We start from the raw sequence: 25,745 nt of genomic DNA on the forward strand, positions 1-25,745 counted from the left end.
TCCAATCAGAAAAGCACATGCCCGCTATATGGGCATGCTCAACCGATCCACCAATAGGCTCATTAACTTATTGATCTTTGAACAGACCAACACGCAAATCTTTCGCAGTAAAGACCGTTTCGCCATCCGCCTTTACCCAACCATCACCAATGCCAAGGATCAAGCGGCCTTTCATGACGCGCTTGAAGTCAACACCGAACTCAACCATTTTGGTTTCCGGGGTGATCTGGCCTGCAAAGCGGATGTCGCCAACCGAAATGGCCCGGCCCTTGCCTTCGAGGCCCAGCCATCCAAGATAGAAGCCGGTCATCTGCCAAAGGGCGTCAAGACCAAGGCAGCCCGGCATGACTGGATCACCTGCAAAGTGACAATCAAAGAACCAGCGCTCGGGATTGATGTCATATTCTGCACGAATATGGCCTTTGCCATGCTCGCCACCATCCTCGCTCACTTCGGTAATTCGGTCCAGCATCAGCATTGGAGGCAAAGGCAATTGCGGATTGCCCGGACCAAACATTTCGCCGCGGCTGCAGGTCAGAATTTCTTCAAAGGTAAAGCTGGATTGGCGCTGTTCCATCAGGTGTCCATTCTCTTGTTCGCCGCTTTTGTGCCTTTCAAAAAAGGCAAAATTAAGCTGGCCAGATAGTGCTTGTTGAAGTGACAGTCTGCCCGGCTTAATCGGGTATGTCAGCTTCTATCAATGGTGCAACAAGGGCTCCATTGCAAAGGATAAAGGTCAAACTGCTTATAACCTGTTCTTAACACTTGCACTAGGCTTAGCAGACGAAAATTTCGTGGCCCACAGCTTTTCTCGTTGCCGGTGTGCGTCCTGCCGGATTGGGAGAGTAATCCAATGCAAAAGAAAGAGAGTTCCCAGAGCTGAGTTAGACCAAATTGAGCTCACCCAATAGGGTCTAGGTGTTTTTCCTGTCAGGCGAAAGACTGAAACAATATGTCGACTTATACTTGCTGAATTTGCAAAAAAGCCCTATATCACTCATAATATATGTTGATGGACCAAAGAATTGACCGCAAGACCGAATAGGGAAGTGCCTGTATGAAGCCCTTGATGCCCTCTTTTGACAGACGCTCAGCACGCGACATGTTGGTAGACGCAGGACTGCGCCCGACCAGACAACGCCTGTCTCTGGCTGAGTTGCTGTTTGCAAAGGGAGATCGCCACGTCTCTGCGGAATTGTTGCAACAGGAAGCGGAAAAGGTAAATGTATCCGTATCCTTGGCAACAATCTACAATACCTTGCACCAGTTTACGCAAGCAGGTCTCTTGCGGGAAGTTGCCGTTGAGGGCAACAAGGCATATTTTGACACCAATACTTCGGATCACCATCATTTCTTCTTTGAAGAAGACAATCGCGTGGTTGATATTCCCGGCGGCATGAGTGTTGATGCTCTTCCCGAAGTCCCCGAAGGTATGGAAATCACCCGGGTGGATGTGGTTGTTCGCTTGCGCCGCAAGAAAAACTGATCCGCACTTTTTATCCAGATAACGATCCAGGATACCCGCTCATAGGCATATGAGTGAACAATGACCTATGGCCCGAATTTGGATTTCATGCCTGAAACAGGTAGTGAATTGCAAGGATAACGCCAAACAGCAAGAACAATGTCTCAAACACCACGACATAAAGATGCCTAGCTCCCAGTGCCACGATGGATTGTAGCGTGGTCATGACACCGAGCGCCGAAATGGCAATGATCAGGCTCCAGCGGGATGTATCAATCAGGATAAGATGTGCAACATCAGGAACCCAGCCAAAGGAATTGAGAAACACGCAAGCTACAAACCCGAGAGCAAAATAGGGAAATTGAAAATCGCGCTGTTGTTCTGATTGTGATTGTTTGAAGACTTGGCGCATGACCACGGCAACTATGATCATGACTGGTAACAACATCATGACCCGCACCAGCTTCACGATCGTAGCTGTATCGCCTGCCTCGTCGGAGACGCCATAGCCAGCTCCGACCACCTGAGCAACATCATGAATGGTTGCCCCGAACATGATACCCATCTGTTGATCATTCATGCCGAGCATGGAACCAATGGTTGGATAGGTCACCATGGCAATGGTGGACAGAGTTGTGACAGCAATAACGGTAAAGAGCGTATCATTTTCCAATCTCTGTCGGGTTTCATCACAACAGGGAATGACCGAACTGATGGCAAGGGCAGCGGATGCTCCGCAAATTCCTACAGCCCCGCCAGTCAAAAGGCCAAAAGCAACATCTTTTTTCAAAAAACGCGCAAGGAGCAAACCTGCGGCCAGACTTCCCACAACTGCCAAAATGACCAGAAGCACCATCTCGATACCCAATTGTTGAATCTGATCAAAGGAAATCCGAAGACCTAGCAGAGCAACACCAATCCGCAAGAGTTTCTTTGCGGCAAAACTGAGGCCTGCTGCACAGCGAGGGTTTTGCGAGAGAAAATGAAAGGCCATACCAATCAGCAATGCATAGAGCATCACCGGTCCGCCGTGATGCTCTGACAAATAACTGGCGGTTACAGCAATCATTGTTGCAACAAGGAAGCCAGGCCAGTGATCAATAATCTGGTCTCTTAGTTGGCTGAAGGCGCCCTTTGGAGAGGGAGATGCTGGATCAGTGATGGACATGGTGCTTTTGGAGAGTAGAGATTTAAATGCAATGCGCGCATGTTGGTTAGCAGAATTTTGCGTTCAGGCCAATTGCAAGTGTTGATCCTGCATTTTGGGTCAAACAAAGATTGCCTTTCTATTCAATTCGCCGCGGAACATTTCTCATTTGGAAGCCTGTCTTGTCCTGCACAAATCCGGCAGCGAGATAAAATCGCAGAACTTCAGGGTTCTGTGATCCTGTCATCAACATCACTTTGTAACACCCCTGCTCAAAGGCCTGATCACAAGCATGGCGTATAATGCTTTTGCCATACCCTTTGTTACGATGCTCAATATGAGTGACGACATTCTCGATCAATGCATAAGGGCGCCCACCACGTGTCAGATTGGGAACAATGACAAGGCAGCAACTGGCAACAGCTTGGCCTTCTTCCCGGCCGAGATAGATCTTACCCATAGCCCGATTGTGAAACTGCCGGAATATCTCGACCGCTCTATCTTCATCAAGGACAGGATCATTAGGGATGAGGGATCGATAGAGTTTCAGAAGGGCGGGTAGATCACCTTCTGTCGCTGGCCTAATAATCATTGTCCTGCTCCTGTATCGCGAGCAGACCGTGATTTGACTATTCTTCGATCACTTCATCGGGATAAATGCCCCAAAGCATGTTGGCGCGCAACCAGCCCTGGCGTCCCTGTGCTGACACCTGACACCAATTGTTTTTACACTTCATCACATCAACCAGAACATTGACCTGCGCCTTGACCACTTCGGATGCGTCATTCTGGGGTTCTTCCTTGAGGCTGAGCAATGTGCCTGGCTTCTGCCATGGGCTGATCAGCGCGGTGCGGCGGCCAGAAAGAAGGGAATGGAAGACCCAACCTTCCTCACCTTCAGAATCGCGAACACGACGCCAGTTTTCGAATTCCTGAATGATCTCGACAGGAAGCCCGGCACGACGGAAAATCCACTTCACTTTATGATCAGTGCTTGGACCGCCGCGCACATTGACGCGGTCTGATTTCAGACTGACAAATCGTGGTACCTTGTAACCAGATGGACCAACAGAGGTTCCCTGAGCCCAGACAGAACCAATCTCAAGCATCACAAGGCTTAAGATAAGGGCTGGTAGAACCTTAAGAAATTTATTTTGGGTAAGTCTTGCCTGGGCCATCTGTACCAAAGTGTTCTGTCGCATGGAAAAAGCGTAAACCAAACCATTAAATCTTTATTTAAAGAGGAATGACTTTCCCTCAATTCTCTTTTTTATCCTGCGGCACCTTTGACCAAGGAACAATCCGATCAGACCTTACCTTTCGCGCCAGCATTTGCTAGACATAGATTGTGGCGCAAATCATGTGCCCTGCAAAAGAAAAGAGCTGATGAAATGATCAGGCTCTGCCGTTTAAGCCTGTCCTTCTATCGCGTCAAGATAAAAGCAGGCCAAGATTGCAGATCGGCCCGACATTTGAGGCATGATTAGGGCGAACCTATGGCGAAAAACAAGCCGACCGTTGTTGTCACCCGCAAGCTTCCCGATAGTGTGGAAACCCGTATGCGGGAATTATTCGATACTCGTTTGAATCTTGAAGACAAGCCGATGAATCAGGCCGAGCTGGTCGAGGCCATGAAAAGTGCGGATGTACTGGTCCCAACCGTGACTGATCGCATTGATGCGTCTGTGATCTCGCAGGCCGGTGATCGTCTCAAGCTGATTGCCAACTTTGGGAATGGTGTGGACAATATCGATGTTGCCACTGCCAACAAGCGCGGAATCGTGGTGACCAATACCCCGGGTGTTCTGACAGAAGATACCGCCGATATGGCCATGGCTCTGATTCTGGCCGTGCCGCGCCGCCTGATGGAAGGCATTTCCGTCATGGAGCAGGGCGGATGGCAAGGTTGGTCCCCGACCTGGATGCTCGGCAACCGGATCTGGGGCAAACGCCTTGGCATCATCGGTATGGGCCGTATTGGGCAGGCAGTGGCACGTCGCGCCAAGGCTTTCGGTATGCAGATCCATTATCACAATCGTCGGCGCTTGCCCGCAGCTGTTGAAGCGGAGCATGAAGCGACATATTGGGAATCTCTCGATCAGATGCTGGCCCGTATGGATGTGATTTCCATCCATTGTCCGCATACGCCAGGCACATATCATCTGCTGTCTGCACGCCGCCTGAAACTGATTCGCCCAGACGCCTATATCGTCAACACCGCTCGTGGCGAAGTGATTGATGAAAACTCTCTGGCTCGCATGGTCCTCAATAACGAGATTGCCGGTGCTGGGCTTGACGTATTCGAGCATGAACCTGCGGTCAATCCGAAATTGGCGCAGTCGAATCGTGTTGTGCTCATCCCGCATATGGGATCGGCGACCTTGGAAGGCCGCTCGGATATGGGCGAGAAGGTCATCATCAATATCAAGACCTTCATGGATGGTCATCGTCCACCAGATCGCGTCTTGCCATCCATGCTCTGATGGCAGTGGAAATGTAGAGGTAATCACCTGCGAGGAGTTCATGCTCTTCGCGGGTTTTTCTTATTAGAAATCCTGCAGCAGTTTTGTTGTCTGTGGATCCATGAAACCGGCAATGGTGGCCTCGGTCTCCCTGTCCATGGCGTTGTTCAAATTCTGAAAGGCACTTTGGTTCAGAACGCGTTTCATCGCACGAACGGAGAGCGGCGGTAAATTGGCCAGCTTCTGAGCTACAGCGAGGGCTTCGGATTGTAGCTGCTCATCGCCAACCATGCGCCAGGCTACGCCAAGTTCCAAAAGCTCTGCTGAGCTATACCGTTCTCCAAAAAACAGCATCTCCCGTGCCTTGTTCAAGCCAACCAAGGCTGGCAAAAGAGAAGTCACTCCTCCGGTTACAAACAGATTAAGCGAGACTTCGGGGAAGAACCCCCTAGCGCTTTCCGCCCAAATGGGAAAGTCACAATTGATCGCCCATTCGAACCCGCCCCCGACGGCCCAGCCATTGATGGCACCGACGACCGGCTTTTCGCCTAAGCTGATTGCTCGTGTCACGCGCTGAATGGCGAGCGTTAGCTGACGGGCCTCACTTTCACTTTCTGGATGACGGTGGGCCTTGCGGTCATCGCCTGCGCAAAAGGCGCGACCCTCTCCGGTCAGGATAAGGACGCGGCTTTTGCTATCTCTGTTGGCATCTTCGAATGCTTGTGCCAGATCCGCGATCAACGAAGGGTTCATCGCATTGAGAACATCAGGGCGATTCAGGCTGATCTTGCGAACGCCATCTGCCACAATTTGTGAAGTGACCGTTTCATAGCAAAAATCAGACATGACCCACTCCGTCTTTTGCTGAATGCAAAACCCGTCTTGTTTTGCCCTCGGTTGTCGGAAAAGAAGCAAAGAGGCGCAGTGTAACTTCGGCGGTCACGCCAAGACGCTTCTTGATCAGGGCTTCAACCTCTCTGGCTAGTGCATCGCTTATGCCTTGTTGTTTGGCGACTTCGGCATGAACTGGCAAGCGATCATAAGGTGGATGTCCATCGAGAATGATCCGGTAATCTCCCGACAATTGCGGCATGGATCCAAGGATGGCCGCAATTTGGGTAGGAAAGACATTCAGCCCCCGAACAACCACCATATCATCAGAGCGCCCGATCACCTTGAAGCGCATGCCAGTACGCCCACATGAACATGGATCTGAAGCAACAATTTGCAGAATATCGCCTGTCCGGAACCGGACCAGTGGTTGGCAGTCCTTGGCAAGATGCGTCAAAACCAGTTCGCCAATCTGCCCATCTTGCATATCGAGTACTTGGCCATTGTCAGGGTCAATCAGTTCTGGATAGAGAATATCACTTCCCAGAAAATGCAGGTGCGTGTCGTGTTCGCACTGGCTGGCAAAGTTGGAAAAAACATCAGATACGCCATAATTGGCGTTTCTGGGTTCCATTCCCCAGACATCTTTCAGCCGTTGCCGAAAAGCAGGATCATCCAGTCCTGCTTCACCACCAAAGAGGCCTAGTCGCAGTCCCAAATCCTTTGGATCGATATTGGGAAAATGTGATTCCAGAACGCGCTCCAAAACGGATGGATAACTCGGTGTGCATGAGATTGCATTGATACCAATTTCCTGAATTGTCCGAATGAGCAATTCACTGCTCCCAACCCCAAAGGGAACGACCATGGCACCAGTTTGCTCAAGTGTTAGATGGTCGCTTACTCCACCCATCCACATTTGATAATTCAGACAATGGACCACTTTATCACTCGCTTTAAGACCAGCCGCCCGATGGCTTCGTCCGCCGACCACCGCAGTGATGTGACAGTCCCTTGCTGACAAAGCCAGATTCATGGCCTGACCTGTGGTTCCAGATGTGCGGTGCAGGCGATTGACCTCTGATGGATCTGCAGCAAGATATGATCCGAACGGTCCATGCTTTGCTTGCGAGAGGCGTAATTGTGATTTGTCCGATAAGGGAAGGGCAGCAAGGTCGGATAAGGTTTGTGGGGGCCGTGTGCCCTGCCAGAGCTTTTGATAGAAGACTGAGCGTTCAGCCACATAGGTGCTTTGCTTTTCCCAAAGCGTTTGCTGATGGCTTGCAAGGGTAGCTTTATCCGCCCATTCTGCATTTTTCAGTAAGCTCATAATGCCAGTCCTCGTTTCCAGATATCACTGAGACTGTCAATCACGGCCTCTTTGTCATCTGAAAGAGATTTCAAATAGGGGTCTTTGTGCAACAAAAGGACATTGAGATATTGATCGACCAATCCACCCAAGGCATAGGCTCGTCTTTGCAAATCTTCCTGTGAGAAGGGTTGAGTGATCCCCTTACTTTTCCAGCGCTTCATGGTCGAATGAGTGACGCTATCCGCCCATTCTCTGTTCAACCGCAAAAAGGCTTCTCTTGTTTCTGGGAAATCTTCCAGATGATGGATGAGGCATTTCATCAAACCCAGATTGGCTTCAAACAAGTGATAATAGGCAGCTGTTGTCGCCCGCACACTATCTTCACTCTCATATTGTGAAGCCTGTTTCATTTGCACTTGCAGGAAAGCGATATAGGCCTGCAGCAAATGGGAAACAAAATCATGTCGATCCTGAAAATGTAAATAGAAGGTGCCCTGAGCAATCCCTGCTTCCTTGCAAAGCTTTGAAACAGTTAGCTGACTGAGACTTTCTCTATCCAAAAGATCGCAGCCAGCAATTTGAAGTGAGAGTGATGTGCGCTCGCGTTTCTTGAGCACATCTCGTTGCGCTTCCAGCCAGTTCTTCAGACTTGCAGAAAAGCCAAAACAGACAGTGTTGTCTGTCTGCTGCGATAGAAGAAAGGTTGAAAGATGAGCGGACAAAGACATGAAAAATCCAAAAAAATGAAACTGATGTCAGTTTCATTTATATTCAATTTTCCCAATATTGCAACAAACAATCCTTCAGTTCGAATCTGAGAAACTTGAGTAGACAAACGAAAGCCCTCACGAAATGATCGTAAGGGCTTGAAAGTTTTAAGATGTTTTGAATGAGGGCTTAATCTGGCCGACGGCGATATTTGATGGTCTCGAACCGGGCGGCGCGGGAATCATAGAGCATAAGACGGCCGACCAGTCCTTCGCCAAGGCCAACAATCTCCTTGATCACTTCGACAGCCTGAAGGGAGCCGATCACGCCGGTCAGCGCGCCGAGTACCCCGGCTTCGGCGCAGGATGGGATGCTGCCAGCTTCGGGCTTTTTCGGAAAGAGATCACGGTAGCGCGGGTTGAGCTGCCCCGCTTCATTCCTGTCAAATGGTTTGAGAGTTGTGATCGATCCGTCAAACAACCCGACAGCCGCCGTGATCAATGGCACTTCAGCTGTTTCGCAGAGATCTGCGACCAGGTAGCGGGTATCGAAATTGTCCGAGCCATCAACCACAAGATCATATTTGGCGACGAGTTCCGCACCATTGCTCTCATCCAGACGGCATTCATGCGCTTCCAGTGTCACATGAGGATTGATGCGGGCAAGGGACCGACGTGCGCTTTCGACCTTGGGCACATCAATCGCGTCGCTATCATGAATGATCTGACGCTGAAGGTTGGAGAGGGAGACATGGTCATCATCCACCACACCCAAAGTGCCGACGCCTGCTGCGGCCAGATAAGCAAGAACAGGTGAGCCAAGACCACCCGCACCAATGATCAGAACACGCGCAGCTTTCAGCTTCTGCTGACCCGGCCCTCCGACATCGCGAAGGAGAATATGGCGGGCATAGCGTTCCAGTTCTTGTTCATCCAGCATGGTCGGTCACTATCTTCTTGGCTTGTTGGGAGGCGCGTCACATTTTGATGGGAACGGCAATATAGCGCATGCCAGGTCCCTCAAACCCGCGCTGATATACCCCAACCAATGCAACCGCATAGTCCGAGCGATTATAGCGAGAAGAGGAATATACGGCTACGAGCCGATAGGAAATTGGACAATTTCGGGACTTTGGAACCTCTTTATCCTCATATATTTCTCGTGGATCCCCAGCTTCTCCATGTTTCATGTCGAGACCAAAACCCATCACCCGACCGTTATCATTGCAGCCGTGAAAATCCTGGGCATCTTCCTGCCAGAGTTGCAAGATGTAAGGTTTATCCTGCTTGCCCAAGATTGGATATTTCAGAAAACTGAAGGATAGTTTCATCGGGTCAATGCCAACCTCGGTGATTGGATTGGCAGCGAGTAAGGCTCCACTAACGGAAATGCGATAGCGCTCCAAAAGGGGGCGCGCTTCTGATGAAGCTTTGACCCGGGCGGCTAGAACCGGCTGGTTCTCATCTTTCACCAAGACGCGGACAGGGCTGCCGTCCAGCCATTTGTCCTTTTCAAGATCTATCAGATAGATATTGGAATAGACAAAGCCGGAGCCATCCTGACGACCAAACTCCTCGAAGGCGAAATATTGTCCATTGTCAGAAAAGCCATGAACGCGAAATTCGGCGACTTCGCCCGCAAATGCGCTGGTTGCCAAACTGCTGAAAAGCCCGAATGTGACAGCGAGTAATACCAGACCTGCCCGTATCGGGGCCATGAAATGGTGCCGCATCATGATCCAAAATCCCCTCAATGATTCTTGTCTCAATCGAGTATGAGAGCGAAGTTGGAAAAAACAAAGGCCGGAACTTGGTTCCGGCCTTGAAAATTTTCAGTATTATGCGCTTGGTTCTGTCTTACACGCCTTCAAACAGGGCAGTAGAGAGATAGCGCTCGGCAAAGCTGGGAATGATGATGACAACATTCTTGCCAGCCATATCAGCGCGCTTGCCAACTTCCAGAGCCGCAGCAATGGCTGCGCCAGAAGAGATACCGGCAGGCACACCTTCCAGACGAGCCAGCTCACGGCTATGAGTGAAGGCATCTTCGTTGGCGATGGTGATCACTTCATCATAGACCGCGGTATTCAGCACATCAGGCACAAACCCTGCACCAATGCCCTGAATTTTATGAGGGCCAGGCTCACCACCGGATAGAATCGGACTGTCGGTTGGCTCGACGGCCACGACGTGCAGATCAGCATTGCGTTTTTTCAGGGCAGTGCCAACACCGGTGATGGTTCCACCGGTACCGATGCCGGAAATCAAAGCATCAATCTTGCCATCGGTATCATTCCAGATCTCGTTGGCGGTGGTGTTTTCATGGATTTCAGGGTTGGCCGGGTTCTGGAACTGCTGCGGAATGATAGCATCTTCAAGGCTGCCGACCAGCTCTTCAGCACGGGCAATCGCGCCTTTCATGCCTTTTGCACCCTCAGTCAATTCCAGCTCGGCACCAAGGAAGGCAAACATCTTGCGACGCTCGATGGACATGGTCTCAGGCATCACCAGAATAAGGCGATAGCCTTTGGCAGCAGCGGTGAAGGCCAGTGCGACACCGGTGTTACCAGAAGTTGGCTCGATCAGAGTGGTTTTGCCCGGAGTAATCTTTCCAGCGGCTTCCATGCTTTCAATCATGGCCACACCAATACGGTCTTTCACGCTTGCAAGCGGATTGAAGAATTCCAGCTTGGCCAGCAGATTGGCTTTCACGCCATGCTGTTTGGCGAGTTTGTCCAAGCGTACGATGGGCGTATTGCCAATGGTATCGACAATGGAATCGTAAATACGGCCGCGGCCTTCGGTGCTTCTAGGGGAGTTAGCCATGATACTATCCTTGAAAAGTCAAAAATCTCAAAGACCATTATATGGTGGTCTTTCTCATTGACCTCAAATGTAGATAGTCACGGCTCCGCTTTCGAGGAATCTCGTTCCAACCTTTGTTTATGAAGAGGAAAAGATATCTTCATTGCGTAAATTTGAAGGTACGCAATTGCAATAGGGTGGGGGGAGTGTGTTTGGCGTAGAAAATTATTCTACTCGAAGGGTTGCGAAACTCAAACAACTCGTATGTTTCGCACGTCCCCGCAAAAGCAAGATATAGCTAGTACGAGACTTAGTGCTTCCCGGTTGAACCAAATCCACCAGAGCCACGAACGCTATCAGGTAGGGCGTCCACTTCTACCACTTCTACCACTTCGACCTGCAGGACCGGTGCAATGATCATCTGGCCGATGCGCATGCCTCGTTCGATGACGAAATCCTCATCGCCATGATTGATGAGAATGATCTTCAGCTCACCGCGATAATCGCTATCAATGGTGCCAGGTGAATTGAGAACAGTAACGCCATGTTTGAAAGCAAGGCCGGAGCGAGGGCGCATTTGCGCTTCGAAACCCGCTTCCAGTGCCATGGTCAGACCGGTTGGCACCAAAGCCCGCCCACCATTGGCTTTCAATATAATCGGCTCATCTGCATCATTGGCTGCACGAACATCCATGCCAGCGGCCTCTGCGCTTTCATAGCGTGGAAGGCTCAGTCCTTCAAAATGAGGTAGAGCTCTGAAAGCCAGTTTGGTCATGGAAGTGTCCTTAGATTCACTTGCTGAGAGTCTTGGCGATCTTCTCAATCACCTTGCGGGCTACATCGCCTTTGGGCATATCATCCCAAGCCTCAATGCCATCGCGGGTGATTATCTTGATCTGATTGCGATCACCACCCATGATGCCGGTCTCAGGCGAGACATCATTGGCGATGATCCAGTCTGTGTTCTTCTTGGTCAGCTTGGCTTTGGCATGCTCTTCCACATTGGTGGTCTCGGCGGCAAAGCCGATCACCAGTTTGGGACGCTGGCTCTCGTGATGCCCAACAAAGCGGGCAATGTCGGGATTCTCGGAAAACTCCAGGCTTGGCAAGCTGCCATCAGCCTGTTTCTTGATTTTTTCCGTGCCCTGATTGGCAACCTTCCAGTCGGCCACAGCGGCCGCCATGATGGCGATATCGGCGGGCAGGACATTCGCCACTGCCTCATGCATTTCCTGCGCGGTTTCGACCGAAATACGCTCCACACCTGAAGGCGCATTCAATGTCACCGGGCCGGAGACCAACGTGACTTTCGCGCCAGCTTTCACTGCTTCCTTGGCCAAGGCATAACCTTGCTTGCCGGAAGAGCGATTTGCGATATAGCGCACAGGATCAATCGGCTCATGGGTCGGGCCTGCAGTAATTACGACATGCTTGCCAGCAAGAGGACCGTTTTGCTGAATTTTGAGAGGTAGTGCGCCGGTATCGATATGCTCCTTGATGGCAGCGAGAATGTCTTCTGGCTCGCTCAAGCGACCAAAGCCTTCTTCATTGCAAGCCATCAATCCATAATCCGGGCCGACAATGACATGGCCATCGGCCTGCAAGGTCTTCACGTTGCGCTGCGTGGCATCATGTTCCCACATGCGCACATTCATGGCAGGCGCAATCAAGATGCGTTTATCGGTGGCGAGCAAAGTGGTGGAAGCCAGATCATCCGCCAGACCATAAGCCATCTTGGCCATCAGATTGGCCGTGGCAGGCACCACAACAACCAGATCGGCATCACGGGACAGCTCGATATGACCGATCTCGGCTTCGCGTGTCAGATCGAAGAGCTTGGTCAGAGCTGGTTCGCCGGACAAGGTAGAGACAGTCAGAGGCGTGACAAATTCGGTTGCGGATTTGGTCAGGATGGCCTTGACGCTGGCACCTTCCTTTTTGAGAAGGCGGATCAGGTCAATGGCCTTGAAGGCTGCAATGCCACCAGAGATGATCAATAAAATTCGTTTATTGGTCAGCATTCCAGCCTCCGCTCGTTGGTTTTACATCCAGATGCCAGCAGCAATTGCTGTCATGGCCGCAGCTATCACCCATAATGCCACGCGACCAGAACGGCTTTCCCGTGCTTCTGCCTTGCCGATTGCTGCAACGGTTTGAACATCCAGGCGCATACCATTGCGGCCCATTTCATCAAAGCTGACAGACAGACGCTCGGCCCGTTTGGCCATTTCCGGCAGACCAGCGGAAAGCTGAGCAAGGGATGCCAGGCCACCTGCTGCTTCCTTGATCTTGGCGCCGGGACCAAAATTCTCTTCCATCCAGCCTTTGACAACTGGCTCGGATGTGTTCCAGAGATTGAGCTCATTGTCCATCATCCGGGCAACGCCTTCAACCACCACCATGGTCTTTTGCAAAAGGATCAACTGGGTCTGGGTATGCATGCCGAAGACTTCAGTAAACTCAAACAACTGCCCTAGCAGGTTGGCCATTGAGATCTCGTCCGCCGAGCGACCCTGAATGGGTTCACCAATGGAGCGAAGGGCCTGCGCAAAGGTTGCGACATCCTCACTTGGCGGTACATATCCAGCATCAAAATGTACTTGCGCCACGCGCATATAATTGCGTGAGATAAATCCATAGAGAATTTCAGCCAGAAACAAACGCTCGGTCGGGCCGATACGGCCCATGATACCGAAATCAACGGCCACCAGACGACCATCGGGATCCATGAACAGATTGCCAGGATGCATGTCTGCATGGAAAAATCCATCGCGCAAAGCATGACGCAGGAAATTCTGAATGACACTGGAGCCAAGTTTCTTCAGATCCTGTCCCGAAGCCTTCAAGCCTTCCATATCATTGAGCTTGATGCCATCAATCCATTCCATGGTCATCACGCTTTTGCCGGATCGTTCCCAATGGATAGTCGGAACGCGAAAGTCTTGATCATCCGTGCAATGCTCCGCCATTTCGCTCATGGCAGCTGCTTCCAAGCGGAAATCCATCTCAAACTGGATGGAGCGGGCAAGCGTATCCACCACTGCAACTGGGCGCAGACGGCGTGCTGGTGCATGGATCTTTTCCAACAAGCGGGCGGCGGTATAAAAACCACCCAGATTGCGAGCAAAGCTCTCGGCAATTTTGGGCCGCAACACTTTGACCGCAACAGTCTGTTTCACGCCATCACGGTCAATAAAGCTGGCCTTATGAACCTGCGCAATGGATGCCGCAGCAACGGGTTCGGAGAATTCATCAAACAGCTCATCAACCGGTGCTCCTAGCGCCTTTTCAACCGCTTCCTTGGCCTCCTTCATGCCAAAAGCAGGCACACGATCCTGTAGGCTGGACAAGGCTTCCGCCAGTTCCGGCCCTACCACGTCAGGACGCGTTGCCAGGAACTGACCCATCTTGATGTAGGAAGGACCAAGACGGTTCAGAGCTACACTCAGGCGTTCGCCCTTGCTTTTGTCAGACAACCCAGAGCGCTCGAACAATTTTGCAATGGAGAGACCAAGGCGAGCTGGGAAAGGCAAATCAGCAGGCGGCTGAATAATGGAAAAGACGCCTTCACGCGCCAGAATGAAACCGGCGCGGGCCAGACGCAGCAAAGCGGACGAAGAGCCAATCATGCTTATAGTTTCCACCCTGAATGCATGGCGGAAATGCCACCGGAAAGATTGCGGAAGGAGACTTGTGCAAAGCCAGCCCCTTCAATCATGGCTTTGAAACGTGCCTGATTGGGGAATTTGCGAATGGATTCGACCAGATAACTGTAACTTTCGGCATCACCTGTCACCAAACCGCCGATCTTTGGGATCGCATGAAAGGAAAAGAGGTCATAGACCTTGTCCAGAACCGGCATCTCCACGTTGGAGAATTCCAGCACCATGATCCGGCCACCGCGTTTCAAGACGCGATGCGCTTCCGATAGGGCTTTATCGATGCGGGGAACATTGCGGATACCATAAGCAATGGTATAGGCGTCAAAGCTATTGTCTTCGAAGGGAAGATCCTCGGCATTGCCTTGAACAAAATCCAGATTGTCCATCAGGCCTTTGTCACGTGCGCGGTCACGACCGACACCCAACATGGAACCATTGATATCAAAGACGGTCGAATGGGCATTGCCCTTGGCGCGATCCACAACGCGGAAAGAGATATCACCAGTACCACCCGCCACATCCAGAAGTTTGAACGGGCTGGCTGAGCGCTGTGGTGGATTGAGCCAGGCCACAAAGGCATCTTTCCAAAGGCGGTGCATGCCACCAGACATCAAATCATTCATCAGGTCATAGCGTTCAGCGACCTTGTGAAAGACATCATTGACCAGAGGCTGCTTGTTGCCCTCTTTGACTTGTTCAAAGCCGAAGGAAGTCGCCATATCAGTGACGTCTTCGGTTCGTTTTTGGTTGCCAGTAGCCATTGTTTTTTCTTCTGCCAATCTGAATAGAGCTCACGCCGTTGTGTTAAAGGCGGGCTCAGCATTGCAAACTTTGCTGGACCATAGCCTATCGGATTGAAAATATCCATGACGTTACCAGCGTCAAAATAGCTTTTTAAGAAGCTACATATGCTCATTATTCTTGGTTTCAGCGCTGATGTTTTTCGGTTCAATGGTGAGCAGATTGGGATAATCAATCTTGCCCCAACCAAGGGTCAGTTTGAAGGTTTGCAGGTCCTGCGTTCCCAGAAGCATCTGATCTTGCCGCGAAAGCTCGGCTATTTTTTCTCGCAAGACCTCAATTTCCCCTCGGATATGCGTAAAAGTGTCTCTGCTCATCTTACGAGACAGGGTCGCAAACAGATCGCCATCCTCATGAGATGGATCATCAATCAGTCGACCTAAAAATGTGGTGTTGAGCTGCTTGAGCAAGGACCGTAACGGGCCATCGGCACGAAATCGGATCGGGCCATGATTGGCAAGCCGAACCACACCACTCTCATCAACTCGCGCCAATCCCAGCCGTTCCAAAGCGAGACCATAGAGAAAGATATCCTCCCCGCTTAGCTGATAGCGAAGGCGAATATCTTCGGCTGTCTCTGTTTCGCGCAACAGAATGAAGAAATGAAAGAGCGAGGGGTCACTGGCCAGTTTGGCTTCTACCTGTCGATCCAGCTCAATGGGACCGGACTGGTGGCGTTTGGAGAGATCAAACAGATCGGATGGGTCCAGATCCAGCAGCCCACATATTTTCATCAGCCGTGAAAGCTTGCAGTCGCGTTCGGCAAACATGCGCTTGATGCTGGGTTCTGACAAATCAAGCAACTCGGCCAATTGCGCATAGGTCATGCTCCGGGCCTTCATGGCCCGTTTGATCAAGTCAAAGGCGTCGAGACGCAATCCATCATTCATGATGCCAAATTCTCCGATAAAGGATCGAAAATCAATACTATAGGAAATCAATTTGAAGAAAAAGACGCAAATTGATAGCCCGAAGGCAACTTTCAACACAAGATCTCCATGGAGAAAATGATGAAAAATTTCCTGGTTGCCACTTCAATCGCGCTTGTAAGCCTGTTTGCAAACCCAATTAATGTATCCGCGCAAGAGGATTGGTCATTGAGTGGCTTTAGCTGGCCAGAATCTGCCTTGTGGGACAAGGCCAGGCAGCATTACATCCTCTCGAATATAAATGGCAATCCAACGGAAGCGGATGGCAAGGGCTATCTGTCCAAGATCAGCTCTGACGGCAAGGTGTTAAAGGCGAAATGGGTAACCGGCCTTGATGCTCCCAAGGGCATGGCGCTGGTTGGGCATGATCTGATCGTTGCAGATCTTGGCAATATTCATGTAATCGATGGCAAAACCGGTGAGAAACGAGAAACCATTGCCGTCCCGGGCGCCAAGCTTCTCAACGATGTTACCAGTAATGGCAAGGAGGCCTGGATCAGTGACTGGATGGGCAATGGTATCTGGCATTATCGCGATGGCAAGGTGACGCTCTGGTATCAAGGCGAGGAAATCATTCATCCCAATGGTCTGCTGGTTGAGAATGACCACTTATTGGTGGGAACATGGGGTGAGGAGATTCAGCCAGATTTCACGACCAAAGTGCCCGGCGACTTGAAGGCGATCTCGCTGAAGGAGAAGACAGTCACCACCCTTGCCAAAAGCGTTGGCAATCTTGATGGGGTCATTCGATTCAAAGGACGTCTTCTGACCAATGACTGGATCACGGGTCAGATCTTCGAGATCTCAGACACTGGCGAAGCAAAGGAAATCATGAAGCTGAAACAAGGCCTTGCTGATATTTCCCATGACGGCTCTGCCCTTCTTCTGCCTTTCATGCTAGAGGGTGAGTTGAAAAGACAAGAGCTCAAGTAAGCCAATATCAGGGAAGATCATCCATGCCAGAATTACCAGAGGTGGAGACTGTACGCTCCGGACTTGCCCCATTCATGGAAGGTGAGACCATCGAAAAAGCGGAAGTTCGCCGTCCAAATCTGCGGTTTGATTTTCCTCACTTGATGGCAGAACGCTTGAAAGGCCGAGAGATCACAAGCCTTGGCCGCCGCTCCAAATATCTGCTGGCTGATCTGGATGACGGACAAGTGCTCGTCATCCATCTCGGCATGTCCGGCTCGTTTCGTGTGATTGAAAAGGGTGAAGCGCATCTGATTGCCGATGAGGCCTTTCATATCGAGCGGGGTAAACGACCCAAGCATGATCATGTCGTGCTCCATATGAGCAATGGAGCTGTGATCCTCTATAATGATCCCCGCCGCTTCGGTTTCTTCGACTTGATTGCCCGATCTGAACTGGCTGATCATGCCTATTTTGCCAAAATGGGCGTCGAACCAGTGGGCAACGAATTAAGCGCGGATCATCTGGCCCCGTTGTTTGCCAGCCGAAAAGCACCGCTCAAAGCGGTTTTGCTGGACCAGCATGTGATCGCCGGGCTTGGTAATATCTATGTTTGCGAAGCCCTGCATCGTTCGGGTCTTGATCCGCGAAAGCCTGCCAGAGAGCTGGTAACGAAAAGCGGCAAGCCATCCAAAAAACTGGAACTGCTGACCGACGAGATCCGTGCAACCATTGCCGAGGCAATCAAGGCTGGTGGCTCGACTTTGAAAGATCACACCAAGGCGGATGGCACATTGGGTTATTTCCAGCATTCCTTCAAGACCTATGACAGGGAAGGTGAGCCGTGCAACAAGGAAGGGTGCAAAGGCAGTATCGAGCGGATCGTTCAGTCCGGCCGTTCCACTTTCTTCTGTTCGTCCTGCCAGAAGTAAATCCGCGCAAATTCAGAATGATCTCGGAGCTCGCATCGGCAAGATCCCATCACTTCCTGCAATCAGCGATGGAACTGTGGTCTGGATGTAATCGATAAAGTCAGCGATATGCGGTCGCATACCGAGCTCTTTTGGCCAGATCCAGCAAAACTCAAAGGAAGCATCAGTGCCATCCCTCAATGTCAAAGGATAGGCGTTGCTACGTGATTGAGAGATCTTTGCCTGCGGCAAAATGCCAGAGCCGATGCCCAAGTCCGCCCATTCTTCTATCACCTGATAGGAAATTGCCTGCCCGCGATAAGGCGTGAGTGCTGCGCCTTCGTTCTTGAATAGATGATCAAGAGAACCATTCAAGCCGCATCCTCCACCGGTCATGATGACAGGATCGGAGGGCAGGTCTGTAAGCTTTAAAATACCCCCTGGTTTGGTAAGATCTGTTCCATCCCTTGCGATATAAAAGAGCGGATCCTCATAGAAGGATACATGCTCATATTCTTCTGAAAGCATGCTGGAGGGAATGATGGCGATATCAATGACATCACCTCGCAAACGTTCTGATAAGTCATCCAGCAGGCATTCTTTGAAGAAGAGCTCAATATCTTGATATTTATGACAAAAGGGCTGCAGAATATGATTGAGAAGTCCCATATCAACAAGGGGCGAAAAGCCAATGCGCAGCAATTTATGGCTGGGATCGTGATAGGTTTTGGCGGTTTGCAAAACTTCCTGTTCGGCCAATAATACCTCTTCAATCCGGCCAAGAATGTGATTGCCAAATGCTGTCAGCTCTACTTTGCGTGTGGTGCGATCAAACAGCCTGCCGCCAAGTTCTTCTTCCAGCTGGGCAATGGCATTGGAGAGCGTTGGCTGCGTCGCGCAGCATTGTTCAGCCGCTTTGGAGAAGGAGCCGGTCTCTGCGACGCTTTTGACAAATCTGAGTTGGCGCAATTTCATTTATATCATTTCTCTATAAATAACATTCAAAACTATAATTTCTAATATAATATATTTTTCTCTAGCTTTTTGGCAAGACCAAACCGGGCATCTCGTCAAGGAAGAGAGGTGCCAGCCAAAACTGGAGTAGATCAATGTTGATCAGATCTGTATCTCGGACCAACCCTCTTAAAATCCTTGCCTTGGCAGCATTTCTGGCAGTGCCTGCCCTGTCCATGCCAACGGTCGTTGTTGCGGCTGAACAGCCGACCCTTTACGAGCGCCTGGGCGGCTATGATGCCATCACCGCTGTCACCCATGATGTGGCCGCGCGCCTGATGGCAGATCCGAAAATGGGACGTTTCTGGGCGCATCGCGGTAAAGACGGTATTGATCGCGAAGTGCAATTGATTATCGATTTCATTGCCAATCAGGCTGGTGGCCCTCGCTATTACACTGGCCGCGACATGAAGCTGACCCATATTGGCATGCGCATTGATGGTGAGGATTGGGACCGTCTGATCACCCACCTCAAAGCCACGCTCGACAAGTTCAATGTGCCGGAAAAAGAACGGGCTGATGTGGTGGCTTTCTTTGAAGGCACCCGCAAGGACATTGTTGAAGTGAAATAATCCTCTTGCCCTGCCAGCTTCGGCCCTCTCCCCGAGGCCAATCATGACGCACTTCAGAACAAAGCTGGCAGGGCATCTTTCCTGATTTTTGGGAGAGAGAAAATGTATGGACCCAATATAGAATTGATGATGATCCTGTTCTCTGCCCTCGGGTTGGGAATGCTCGCACTGGCGCTGGTCTCCAAAGAACTGGCTCAAAGAGTAAGGTTGGGCGGACAGGGTCGACTATTTCTGGCATGTGGCCTTGGTTTGGGTGTTTTTGCTTTGTCCATCAAAGCAGGTGTCATCCTCTATCTGGAGGCGACCAACCCAAACCTGGCGTCAGCCAGATTGGCGCAAACAGTGCCTTTGCCGCCTCAGTCTCCCAAGTCAACCAAGGTCGTAACCTTGCCTGCCCAATTGGCAAAATCAGGCAACTGGAGCACCTGGCAGGCACTGCCTCGAATTGCCAAGGCTCCAGCGAATAATCCGCAAAGTCTGGCCAAAGCCAAATTGGGCAAGAAACTATTCTTTGACAAGAATCTTTCCATTGACCGCACGGTCTCCTGTGCCTCTTGTCATGATCTGGAAGCTGGCGGAGATGATAATGCCCCCGTTTCAACGGGAGTTGGCGGGCAAAAGGGTGGCGTGAGCGCACCAACGGTCCTGAATGCCGCTTTCCTGACGCGGCTCTTTTGGGATGGTCGGGCAGCAAGTCTGGAAGATCAGGCCAAACAGCCTTTCATCAATCCGGTGGAAATGGCGATGCCACATTGGCAAGCCGTGGAAGAGCGGGTCAAAGCCAATGATGATTATGCACCAATGTTTGAACGGGCCTTCGGCCAAGAGGCAAGGATCGATATTGATGCTATCGCAAAAGCCATTGCCTCTTATGAGAGACTATTGATAACGCCCAATGCGCCTTATGATCGTTTCATTGCCGGAGATGATACGGCGCTTAATGCTCAGCAATTGCGGGGGATGGCACTGTTTCAGGAAGTGGGATGCCGGACTTGTCATATTGATCCGGTTTTTTCGGCCGCAGGTCAGGTGAAGAATATCGGAACTTACCGATCCTTCCCGGTTTTTGCTGACAATAGCTATGTCACAAAATACGATCTTCTGGTCGACGGAGAGCCATCGGTTTGGCGCGTACCAAGTCTGCGCAACATCGCACAGACCGGGCCCTATTTTCACAATGGCGCGGTGAAGGATCTGAAGGAGGCAATCCGCATCATGGCGGTCTCGCAACTGGGGAAAGTCATCAGTGATGACCCTTCCGATGATCTCGCAATCTCATCGGTGTCTGTCGGTGAAGCACAAAACCAAAGGCGTTTGACAATCTTGCGCGATCAGGCTTTGAACAGTCAGGATATCGAAGACTTGGAGGCTTTTCTGAAAAGCCTGTCGGGGGATGTGTCCGAACTGAATTTCTGACTCAAGATCAACTAGTTAAAAGGCTGCCTTTTTGGCAGCCTTTTGAGCTTCAGATGTAGAACCAAATTTAATTATGCTTGATGAGTGTACCGGCGCCGCCCTCAGTAAACAGTTCCAGCAAGACGGCATGAGGGACTTTCCCGTCCAGGATGACAACCCCTTCCACGCCTTGGTTGAGCGCGTCGATGCATGTTTCGACTTTCGGGATCATGCCACCGGAAATGGTGCCATCAGCAATCAGGGCGTGGGCCTCCTTGATGGTAAGTTCCTTGATGAGCGTACCATTCTTGTCCAGAACACCGGGAACATCGGTCAGGAACAATAGCCGCTTGGCATTGACTGAACCGGCAATGGCACCAGCAAAGGTATCGGCATTGATATTATATGTATGACCATCTGCACCGGGTGCGACCGGTGCAATTACCGGAATCAGGGCATCCTTGGCCACCATGTCGATGACAGAGCGATCCACTTTCTTGGGCTCACCCACGAAACCAAGATCAACCACTTCTTCAATGGAACTATCAGGATCGCGAATGGTACGTGTCAGTTTTTCGGCAATCACCATATTGCCATCCTTGCCGCATAGGCCAACGGCGCGACCACCTTCCGCATTGATATTGCGAACGATGCTCTTGTTGATGGAACCGGCCAACACCATTTCCACCACTTCCACAGTTCGCTGATCGGTGACGCGCAAACCGCCCTTGAACTCGCTTTCAATACCCAGACGAGACAACATGGTCTTGATCTGGGGACCGCCGCCATGCACGACAACCGGTTTCACTCCGGATTGCTTGAGCAGCACAATATCGCGTGCAAAGGCTTCAGAAAGATCCTCATCACCCATGGCATGACCGCCATATTTCACCACAACGGACTCTCCGTCATAGCGCTGCATGTAAGGCAAGGCTTCGGAGATGACCTTGGCGCGGTTATGAGGCTTCTGGGCTTGCTGATTTTCTGGCTCGGACATGATCAAACTCAATGTGGAATTACAGTACTAGCTCTATAGCCTTCGAAAACCCCAATTGCAATGGATTATAGGGAGTTAAGCTTTTAATTCGGCATTTTCTGCTGCCTTAAGAGTGACCTCAGAAAGCTCCCGATCAACTCGCACAATCTACAGCCCTTCGGACAAAAGCAGCATTTCGGACCGAAGGCGTGCAATGCCAATTTTCTTGTCAGAAGATGTGAGTAAGACTTCCGGGTGAGCTGCTGGTCTTTTTTTCAAACCCAGCTCTACTTTTCCAATGATCTTTTTAAGATCATTCAGTTTTGTTTTGTCTACTTTGGTCAAAACAACCTGATAATTGACTGCTGCCTTGTCGAGCGTATCCATGACTTCTATATCGTTTGGCTTCAAACCATGACGACTATCAATCAGAACATAGACACGACGCAGGTTTGGGCGACCGCGCAGATAGTCCAGAATGAGTTCGTTCCATGCAGCGACCTCTTTCTTGGATGCACGGGCATAGCCATACCCTGGCATATCGCAGATCACGAGTGTCGGATCTTTCTCCGGGCGAAAAAAGTTCAACTCCTTGGTACGGCCAGGAGTATTGGAGGTGCGAGCCAGCGACTTGCGGCCAGTAATGGCGTTCAAAAGAGAGCTTTTCCCAACATTGGAACGACCGGCAAAGGCAATTTCCACGCCTTCAATGGGAGGGAGCTGGTGAAAGAACTTGGTGCCCCACATGAAGTCCCAGCTTTGGGCAAACAGTTTGCGGCCACGCTCTACCACACCGGGATCCAGCTCTGCCTCACCCACCAATGCCGCAAGGTTGGCCTGTTCTTCTTTATGAGCGGAGGAAACTGGTTGGTTCGGATCGGTCATGGATTATATCCAACTTTGCGGTCTGCAGGTGGGCATCTGAATGTCGGCCTTGGTTAGCCGGATTAAGGCCCACCTGCAAGACATTATGCGTCATTTGGCTAAGAAAGCGCGCATGTAGCTGCTTGGAGCGCTTCGATATTGCATCCTTGAATGGCCTCTCGATGCTTACTGATCAGTTCCGGTGACCAGTCCCACCAACTGAGTGCCAGCAAACGATCAACGATTTCTTCCTCAAACCGTAGTCGGATGAGTTCTGCCGGATTGCCGGCAACCATTCCATAGGACGGAACATCCCGACTGACGATGGCCCCAGCAGCGACAATGGCGCCCGAGCCAATGGCGACACCCGGTAGAATAGTCGCTTCCCGACCGATCCAGACATCATCGCCAATAATGGTATCGCCGCGACTCTGTTCTCTATATCCGTCAAGATCAAAGCCTTCCTGCCAACCACCGCCCATGACACCGAAGGGATAAGAGCTGAAGCCGCGCATGTCATGGTTGGCGCCATTCATGATGAAACGGGTGCCGGTGGCAATGGCGCAGAATTTTCCGATGATCAGTCGGTCACCCAGAAAATCGAAATGATAGAGCACATTGCGCTCTTCAAAATGCTCCGGCCCCTCCGGGTCGTCATAATAGCTGTAGTCTCCCACTTCGATGAGGGGATTTCTGATCAAGGGTTTGAGAAAGCCAACGCGTTTGTGCCCGGCAATGGGAAACGGGCTCATTGGATCAGGACCAATCTGGCCCGATGAATAGTCATGAGGATGCATGAAACTGACCTGTTCAAAATGAAAAAGACATACGAATAAGCAATCCCAATCCGGATTGAGGGTGGTGAGAAAATGATTGGGACATGCCTACAAATAGATCAGTTGGTCATCGAACCTGTCCTTGGAACCCAGTCAGGAGAAAAGATATCAAACGCTATCATTGAATCTGGAAATGGCCAAATCCTTTGCAAGAGTTAAAACAGATCGCACTCGGCATGCTGCAAAAAAGCAACAAAAAAAGGCGACCCAAAGGCCGCCTTTTGAAAATCACATACTGTATGCCTTTAATCGGCAGCAGGTTTTTTGAACGTACCTTTGATATTCTTGAAGATCTCGATTGGCACGCCATGCTTTTTCATGATGGTTGCCTGCTGCAAGATCGACAGGGTGTTGTTCCACGCCCAATAGATCACCAGACCAGCCGGGAAGGTAGCCAGCATGAAGGTGAAGATTACGGGCATCCAGTTGAAGATCATCGCCTGGGTCGGATCGGTCGGCGCCGGATTCAATTTCATCTGAACAAACATGGTGATACCCATGATCAAAGGCCAGATGCCAAGGATGAGGAAGCTTGGTGGATCCCACGGAATCAGACCGAACAGGGTGAACATGTTGGTTGGATCGGGCGCAGACAAATCCTGAATCCAGCCAAAGAAAGGCGCATGACGCATTTCGATGGTGATGAACAACACTTTATAGAGCGAGAAGAAAACCGGGATCTGGATGAGGATTGGCAAACAACCGGCAAGCGGGTTGACCTTCTCTTCGCGATACAGATCCATGATGGCTTTCTGTTGAGCCTGCTTGTCATCACCAAGCTTCTCCTTGATCTCTTCCATTTTTGGCTGAAGCATCTTCATCTTCGACATGGAAGCGTAAGATTTGTTTGCCAACGGGAAGAAGACCAGCTTGACCAGAACGGTGATAAGAAGGATCGCAACACCAAAGTTGCCAACCAGACCAAACAGGAAGTCAATGGCTACGAACATTGGTTTGGTGATGAAGTAGAACCAGCCCCAATCGATCATCAGATCGAAATTCTTGGCATTGGTAACACCTTGAACCTGTTCCAGAACATCCACTTCCTTGGCACCGGCAAACAGGTTGGTCTTGAAGCTCGCAGTGCTACCTGCAGCAATTCCAACGGCATCACCCAGATAATCCGACTGGAAAGCAGGTTTGCCAGATGCATCGGAATAGCGGAAAGTTGGTTGGAAACCCTGACCCTGTGGCGGAATCAGGGCTGTTGCCCAATATTTATCAGTGATACCAACCCAGCCATCGGTAACCTTGGCTGGCTTTTCCAGCTTGGTCTCTACCAGATCTTCGTAATCAACTTCCTGAAGACCCTCTTCACCAGCAACACCGATAAGGCCTTCATGAAGGATATACAGACCTGTGGTCTGTGGCTGACCGTGACGAGAAACCAGTCCGTAAGGGAAGAGGGCTACGGCTGAATCTGTTTTGTTTTCGACAATCTGCTCCACTGTGAACAGATAGTTGGCATCAACAGAGATCGTGCGTGTGAAGAGCAAACCTTCGCCGTTATCCCAAGTCAGAACCAATGGGGTGGCCTGTGTCAGGGTTGCGCCTTGTGGAGCAGTCCAGACGGTTTGAGCGGTTGGCAGTTTCAGGTTGCGAGAACTATCCACCCAGCCGAACTCGGCATAATAGGCCTTGTCGGAACCAGAAGGTGCCAACAAGGTGATCGTTGGGCTGTCCTTTGACAATTCTTCGCGATAGGTGCTCAAATGCAAATCATCAAGGCGTGCGCCAGTCAGATTGATGCTACCGGTCAGCTTGGGCGTCTCGATCTTGATCCGGCTGGTCTCGGCCAGAACAGCTTCGGTGCTTTGGGGCGAACCTGGCACTGCTGCAGTCTCTGTACCCGGTACTGCGGCAGTTCCTGCTGCAGGAGCTGGAATTGTGCCATCTTGCTGACCAGAAGCCGTATTCTTGGCTGCCTCAGCTGCCAGCTGCTCCTGACGAGCCTTTTCCTGTTCCATTTGCGGGCCGGCAATAAAATATTGCCATCCCAAAAGCACTAAGAAGGAAAGTGCAATTGCAAGGAAAAAGTTGCGATTATTTTCCATCGACCGTCTTCATCCCGTTATCCTGTCGTCCGGCTGGACGGTATGAATGATGCTAGCAAGGGGATCTTGCACAGCACCATGCTTAAAACT

General features: G+C 50.9%; 26 protein-coding genes. 6 read left to right on the forward strand and 20 right to left on the reverse strand.

Annotated features, from left to right (window positions below):
- Window positions 1-67 precede the first annotated feature (67 nt).
- Window positions 68-577, reverse strand: a complete 510-nt coding sequence (fabA, locus tag CRO57_RS15330; protein WP_097154342.1) for a bifunctional 3-hydroxydecanoyl-ACP dehydratase/trans-2-decenoyl-ACP isomerase — start codon at window positions 575-577, stop codon at window positions 68-70.
- A 492-nt stretch (window positions 578-1,069) separates the two neighbouring features.
- Between fabA and irrA the strand changes: the two genes are divergently transcribed.
- The gene (irrA, locus tag CRO57_RS15335; protein WP_210200885.1) at window positions 1,070-1,486 is read left to right on the forward strand and encodes an iron response transcriptional regulator IrrA; all 417 of its coding nucleotides are present in this window, start codon (window positions 1,070-1,072) and stop codon (window positions 1,484-1,486) included.
- 85 nt (window positions 1,487-1,571) lie between these two features.
- Here irrA and CRO57_RS15340 read toward each other — a convergent pair whose 3' ends face one another.
- The 3 genes from CRO57_RS15340 to CRO57_RS15350 all read right to left on the reverse strand — a co-directional run bounded on the left by CRO57_RS15340 (window position 1,572) and on the right by CRO57_RS15350 (window position 3,721).
- Complete coding sequence (locus CRO57_RS15340) at window positions 1,572-2,633, reverse strand: YeiH family protein (RefSeq protein WP_097154343.1); 1,062 nt, start codon at window positions 2,631-2,633, stop codon at window positions 1,572-1,574.
- A 118-nt stretch (window positions 2,634-2,751) separates the two neighbouring features.
- Complete coding sequence (locus CRO57_RS15345) at window positions 2,752-3,204, reverse strand: GNAT family N-acetyltransferase (RefSeq protein WP_097154344.1); 453 nt, start codon at window positions 3,202-3,204, stop codon at window positions 2,752-2,754.
- Window positions 3,205-3,241: 37 nt separating this feature from the next.
- The gene (locus CRO57_RS15350) at window positions 3,242-3,721 is read right to left on the reverse strand and encodes an SH3 domain-containing protein (RefSeq protein ID WP_097154496.1); all 480 of its coding nucleotides are present in this window, start codon (window positions 3,719-3,721) and stop codon (window positions 3,242-3,244) included.
- 387 nt (window positions 3,722-4,108) lie between these two features.
- Here CRO57_RS15350 and CRO57_RS15355 point away from each other — a divergent pair, with 387 nt between their 5' ends.
- Window positions 4,109-5,095 carry a 2-hydroxyacid dehydrogenase gene (locus CRO57_RS15355; protein ID WP_097154345.1) on the forward strand — a complete coding sequence of 329 codons (987 nt, stop codon included), beginning with the start codon at window positions 4,109-4,111 and terminating at the stop codon, window positions 5,093-5,095.
- A 63-nt stretch (window positions 5,096-5,158) separates the two neighbouring features.
- Here the strand turns inward: CRO57_RS15355 and CRO57_RS15360 are convergent, their stop codons facing one another.
- The 11 genes from CRO57_RS15360 to CRO57_RS15410 all read right to left on the reverse strand — a co-directional run bounded on the left by CRO57_RS15360 (window position 5,159) and on the right by CRO57_RS15410 (window position 16,082).
- On the reverse strand, window positions 5,159-5,920 hold the full coding sequence (locus CRO57_RS15360) for an enoyl-CoA hydratase/isomerase family protein (protein ID WP_097154346.1): 762 nt from the start codon (window positions 5,918-5,920) through the stop codon (window positions 5,159-5,161).
- Complete coding sequence (locus CRO57_RS15365; RefSeq protein WP_097154347.1) at window positions 5,913-7,235, reverse strand: phenylacetate--CoA ligase family protein; 1,323 nt, start codon at window positions 7,233-7,235, stop codon at window positions 5,913-5,915. Before CRO57_RS15365 ends, CRO57_RS15360 begins: the two co-directional genes overlap by 8 nt.
- Window positions 7,232-7,945, reverse strand: coding sequence for a TetR/AcrR family transcriptional regulator (locus CRO57_RS15370; RefSeq protein ID WP_097154348.1), 714 nt, complete (start codon window positions 7,943-7,945; stop codon window positions 7,232-7,234). The genes CRO57_RS15365 and CRO57_RS15370 overlap by 4 nt, the downstream gene beginning before the upstream one ends.
- 169 nt (window positions 7,946-8,114) lie before the next feature.
- On the reverse strand, window positions 8,115-8,864 hold the full coding sequence (locus tag CRO57_RS15375; protein ID WP_097154349.1) for a molybdopterin-synthase adenylyltransferase MoeB: 750 nt from the start codon (window positions 8,862-8,864) through the stop codon (window positions 8,115-8,117).
- 37 nt (window positions 8,865-8,901) lie between these two features.
- Entirely contained in the window at window positions 8,902-9,660 is a 759-nt protein-coding gene (locus tag CRO57_RS15380) for a DUF2259 domain-containing protein (protein WP_097154350.1), read from the reverse strand.
- 121 nt (window positions 9,661-9,781) lie between these two features.
- Entirely contained in the window at window positions 9,782-10,750 is a 969-nt protein-coding gene (gene cysK / locus CRO57_RS15385) for a cysteine synthase A (protein WP_097154351.1), read from the reverse strand.
- Between the two features lie 289 nt (window positions 10,751-11,039).
- The gene (gene dut / locus CRO57_RS15390) at window positions 11,040-11,504 is read right to left on the reverse strand and encodes a dUTP diphosphatase (protein ID WP_097154352.1); all 465 of its coding nucleotides are present in this window, start codon (window positions 11,502-11,504) and stop codon (window positions 11,040-11,042) included.
- 16 nt (window positions 11,505-11,520) lie between these two features.
- Window positions 11,521-12,750 (reverse strand): bifunctional phosphopantothenoylcysteine decarboxylase/phosphopantothenate--cysteine ligase CoaBC, encoded by a 1,230-nt coding sequence (gene coaBC / locus CRO57_RS15395; protein ID WP_097154353.1) that lies wholly within the window; start codon window positions 12,748-12,750, stop codon window positions 11,521-11,523.
- 21 nt (window positions 12,751-12,771) lie between these two features.
- On the reverse strand, window positions 12,772-14,358 hold the full coding sequence (gene ubiB, locus CRO57_RS15400) for a 2-polyprenylphenol 6-hydroxylase (protein WP_097154354.1): 1,587 nt from the start codon (window positions 14,356-14,358) through the stop codon (window positions 12,772-12,774).
- A gap of 2 nt (window positions 14,359-14,360) precedes the next feature.
- Window positions 14,361-15,152 (reverse strand): bifunctional demethylmenaquinone methyltransferase/2-methoxy-6-polyprenyl-1,4-benzoquinol methylase UbiE, encoded by a 792-nt coding sequence (ubiE, locus tag CRO57_RS15405; RefSeq protein ID WP_097154355.1) that lies wholly within the window; start codon window positions 15,150-15,152, stop codon window positions 14,361-14,363.
- 141 nt (window positions 15,153-15,293) lie between these two features.
- Entirely contained in the window at window positions 15,294-16,082 is a 789-nt protein-coding gene (locus tag CRO57_RS15410; protein WP_141401255.1) for a helix-turn-helix domain-containing protein, read from the reverse strand.
- A gap of 117 nt (window positions 16,083-16,199) precedes the next feature.
- Between CRO57_RS15410 and CRO57_RS15415 the strand changes: the two genes are divergently transcribed.
- Window positions 16,200-17,054: an SMP-30/gluconolactonase/LRE family protein gene (locus CRO57_RS15415; protein WP_210200887.1), complete on the forward strand. Its 855-nt coding sequence runs from the start codon at window positions 16,200-16,202 to the stop codon at window positions 17,052-17,054.
- Window positions 17,055-17,077: 23 nt separating this feature from the next.
- A complete protein-coding gene (gene mutM / locus CRO57_RS15420) occupies window positions 17,078-17,965 on the forward strand; it encodes a bifunctional DNA-formamidopyrimidine glycosylase/DNA-(apurinic or apyrimidinic site) lyase (protein ID WP_097154358.1) in 888 nt (295 codons plus the stop codon).
- A gap of 12 nt (window positions 17,966-17,977) precedes the next feature.
- On the opposite strand, the gene CRO57_RS15425 is transcribed toward mutM, so the two are convergent.
- Window positions 17,978-18,919, reverse strand: coding sequence for a LysR family transcriptional regulator (locus CRO57_RS15425; RefSeq protein WP_097154359.1), 942 nt, complete (start codon window positions 18,917-18,919; stop codon window positions 17,978-17,980).
- Window positions 18,920-19,053: 134 nt separating this feature from the next.
- Here CRO57_RS15425 and CRO57_RS15430 point away from each other — a divergent pair, with 134 nt between their 5' ends.
- The gene (locus CRO57_RS15430) at window positions 19,054-19,530 is read left to right on the forward strand and encodes a group I truncated hemoglobin (protein ID WP_244580113.1); all 477 of its coding nucleotides are present in this window, start codon (window positions 19,054-19,056) and stop codon (window positions 19,528-19,530) included.
- Window positions 19,531-19,632: 102 nt separating this feature from the next.
- Window positions 19,633-20,946, forward strand: coding sequence for a cytochrome-c peroxidase (locus tag CRO57_RS15435; RefSeq protein WP_097154360.1), 1,314 nt, complete (start codon window positions 19,633-19,635; stop codon window positions 20,944-20,946).
- Window positions 20,947-21,013: 67 nt separating this feature from the next.
- Here the strand turns inward: CRO57_RS15435 and argB are convergent, their stop codons facing one another.
- The 4 genes from argB to yidC all read right to left on the reverse strand — a co-directional run bounded on the left by argB (window position 21,014) and on the right by yidC (window position 25,655).
- On the reverse strand, window positions 21,014-21,922 hold the full coding sequence (gene argB / locus CRO57_RS15440; RefSeq protein WP_097154361.1) for an acetylglutamate kinase: 909 nt from the start codon (window positions 21,920-21,922) through the stop codon (window positions 21,014-21,016).
- 147 nt (window positions 21,923-22,069) lie between these two features.
- Window positions 22,070-22,786 (reverse strand): ribosome biogenesis GTP-binding protein YihA/YsxC, encoded by a 717-nt coding sequence (gene yihA, locus CRO57_RS15445; protein WP_097154362.1) that lies wholly within the window; start codon window positions 22,784-22,786, stop codon window positions 22,070-22,072.
- Between the two features lie 98 nt (window positions 22,787-22,884).
- Window positions 22,885-23,562 (reverse strand): CatB-related O-acetyltransferase, encoded by a 678-nt coding sequence (locus CRO57_RS15450; protein ID WP_097154363.1) that lies wholly within the window; start codon window positions 23,560-23,562, stop codon window positions 22,885-22,887.
- Window positions 23,563-23,846: 284 nt separating this feature from the next.
- Window positions 23,847-25,655, reverse strand: coding sequence for a membrane protein insertase YidC (yidC, locus tag CRO57_RS15455; protein ID WP_097154364.1), 1,809 nt, complete (start codon window positions 25,653-25,655; stop codon window positions 23,847-23,849).
- Window positions 25,656-25,745 lie beyond the last annotated feature (90 nt).

The sequence above is a fragment of the Cohaesibacter gelatinilyticus genome (assembly GCF_900215605.1).
Taxonomy (GTDB): domain Bacteria; phylum Pseudomonadota; class Alphaproteobacteria; order Rhizobiales; family Cohaesibacteraceae; genus Cohaesibacter; species Cohaesibacter gelatinilyticus.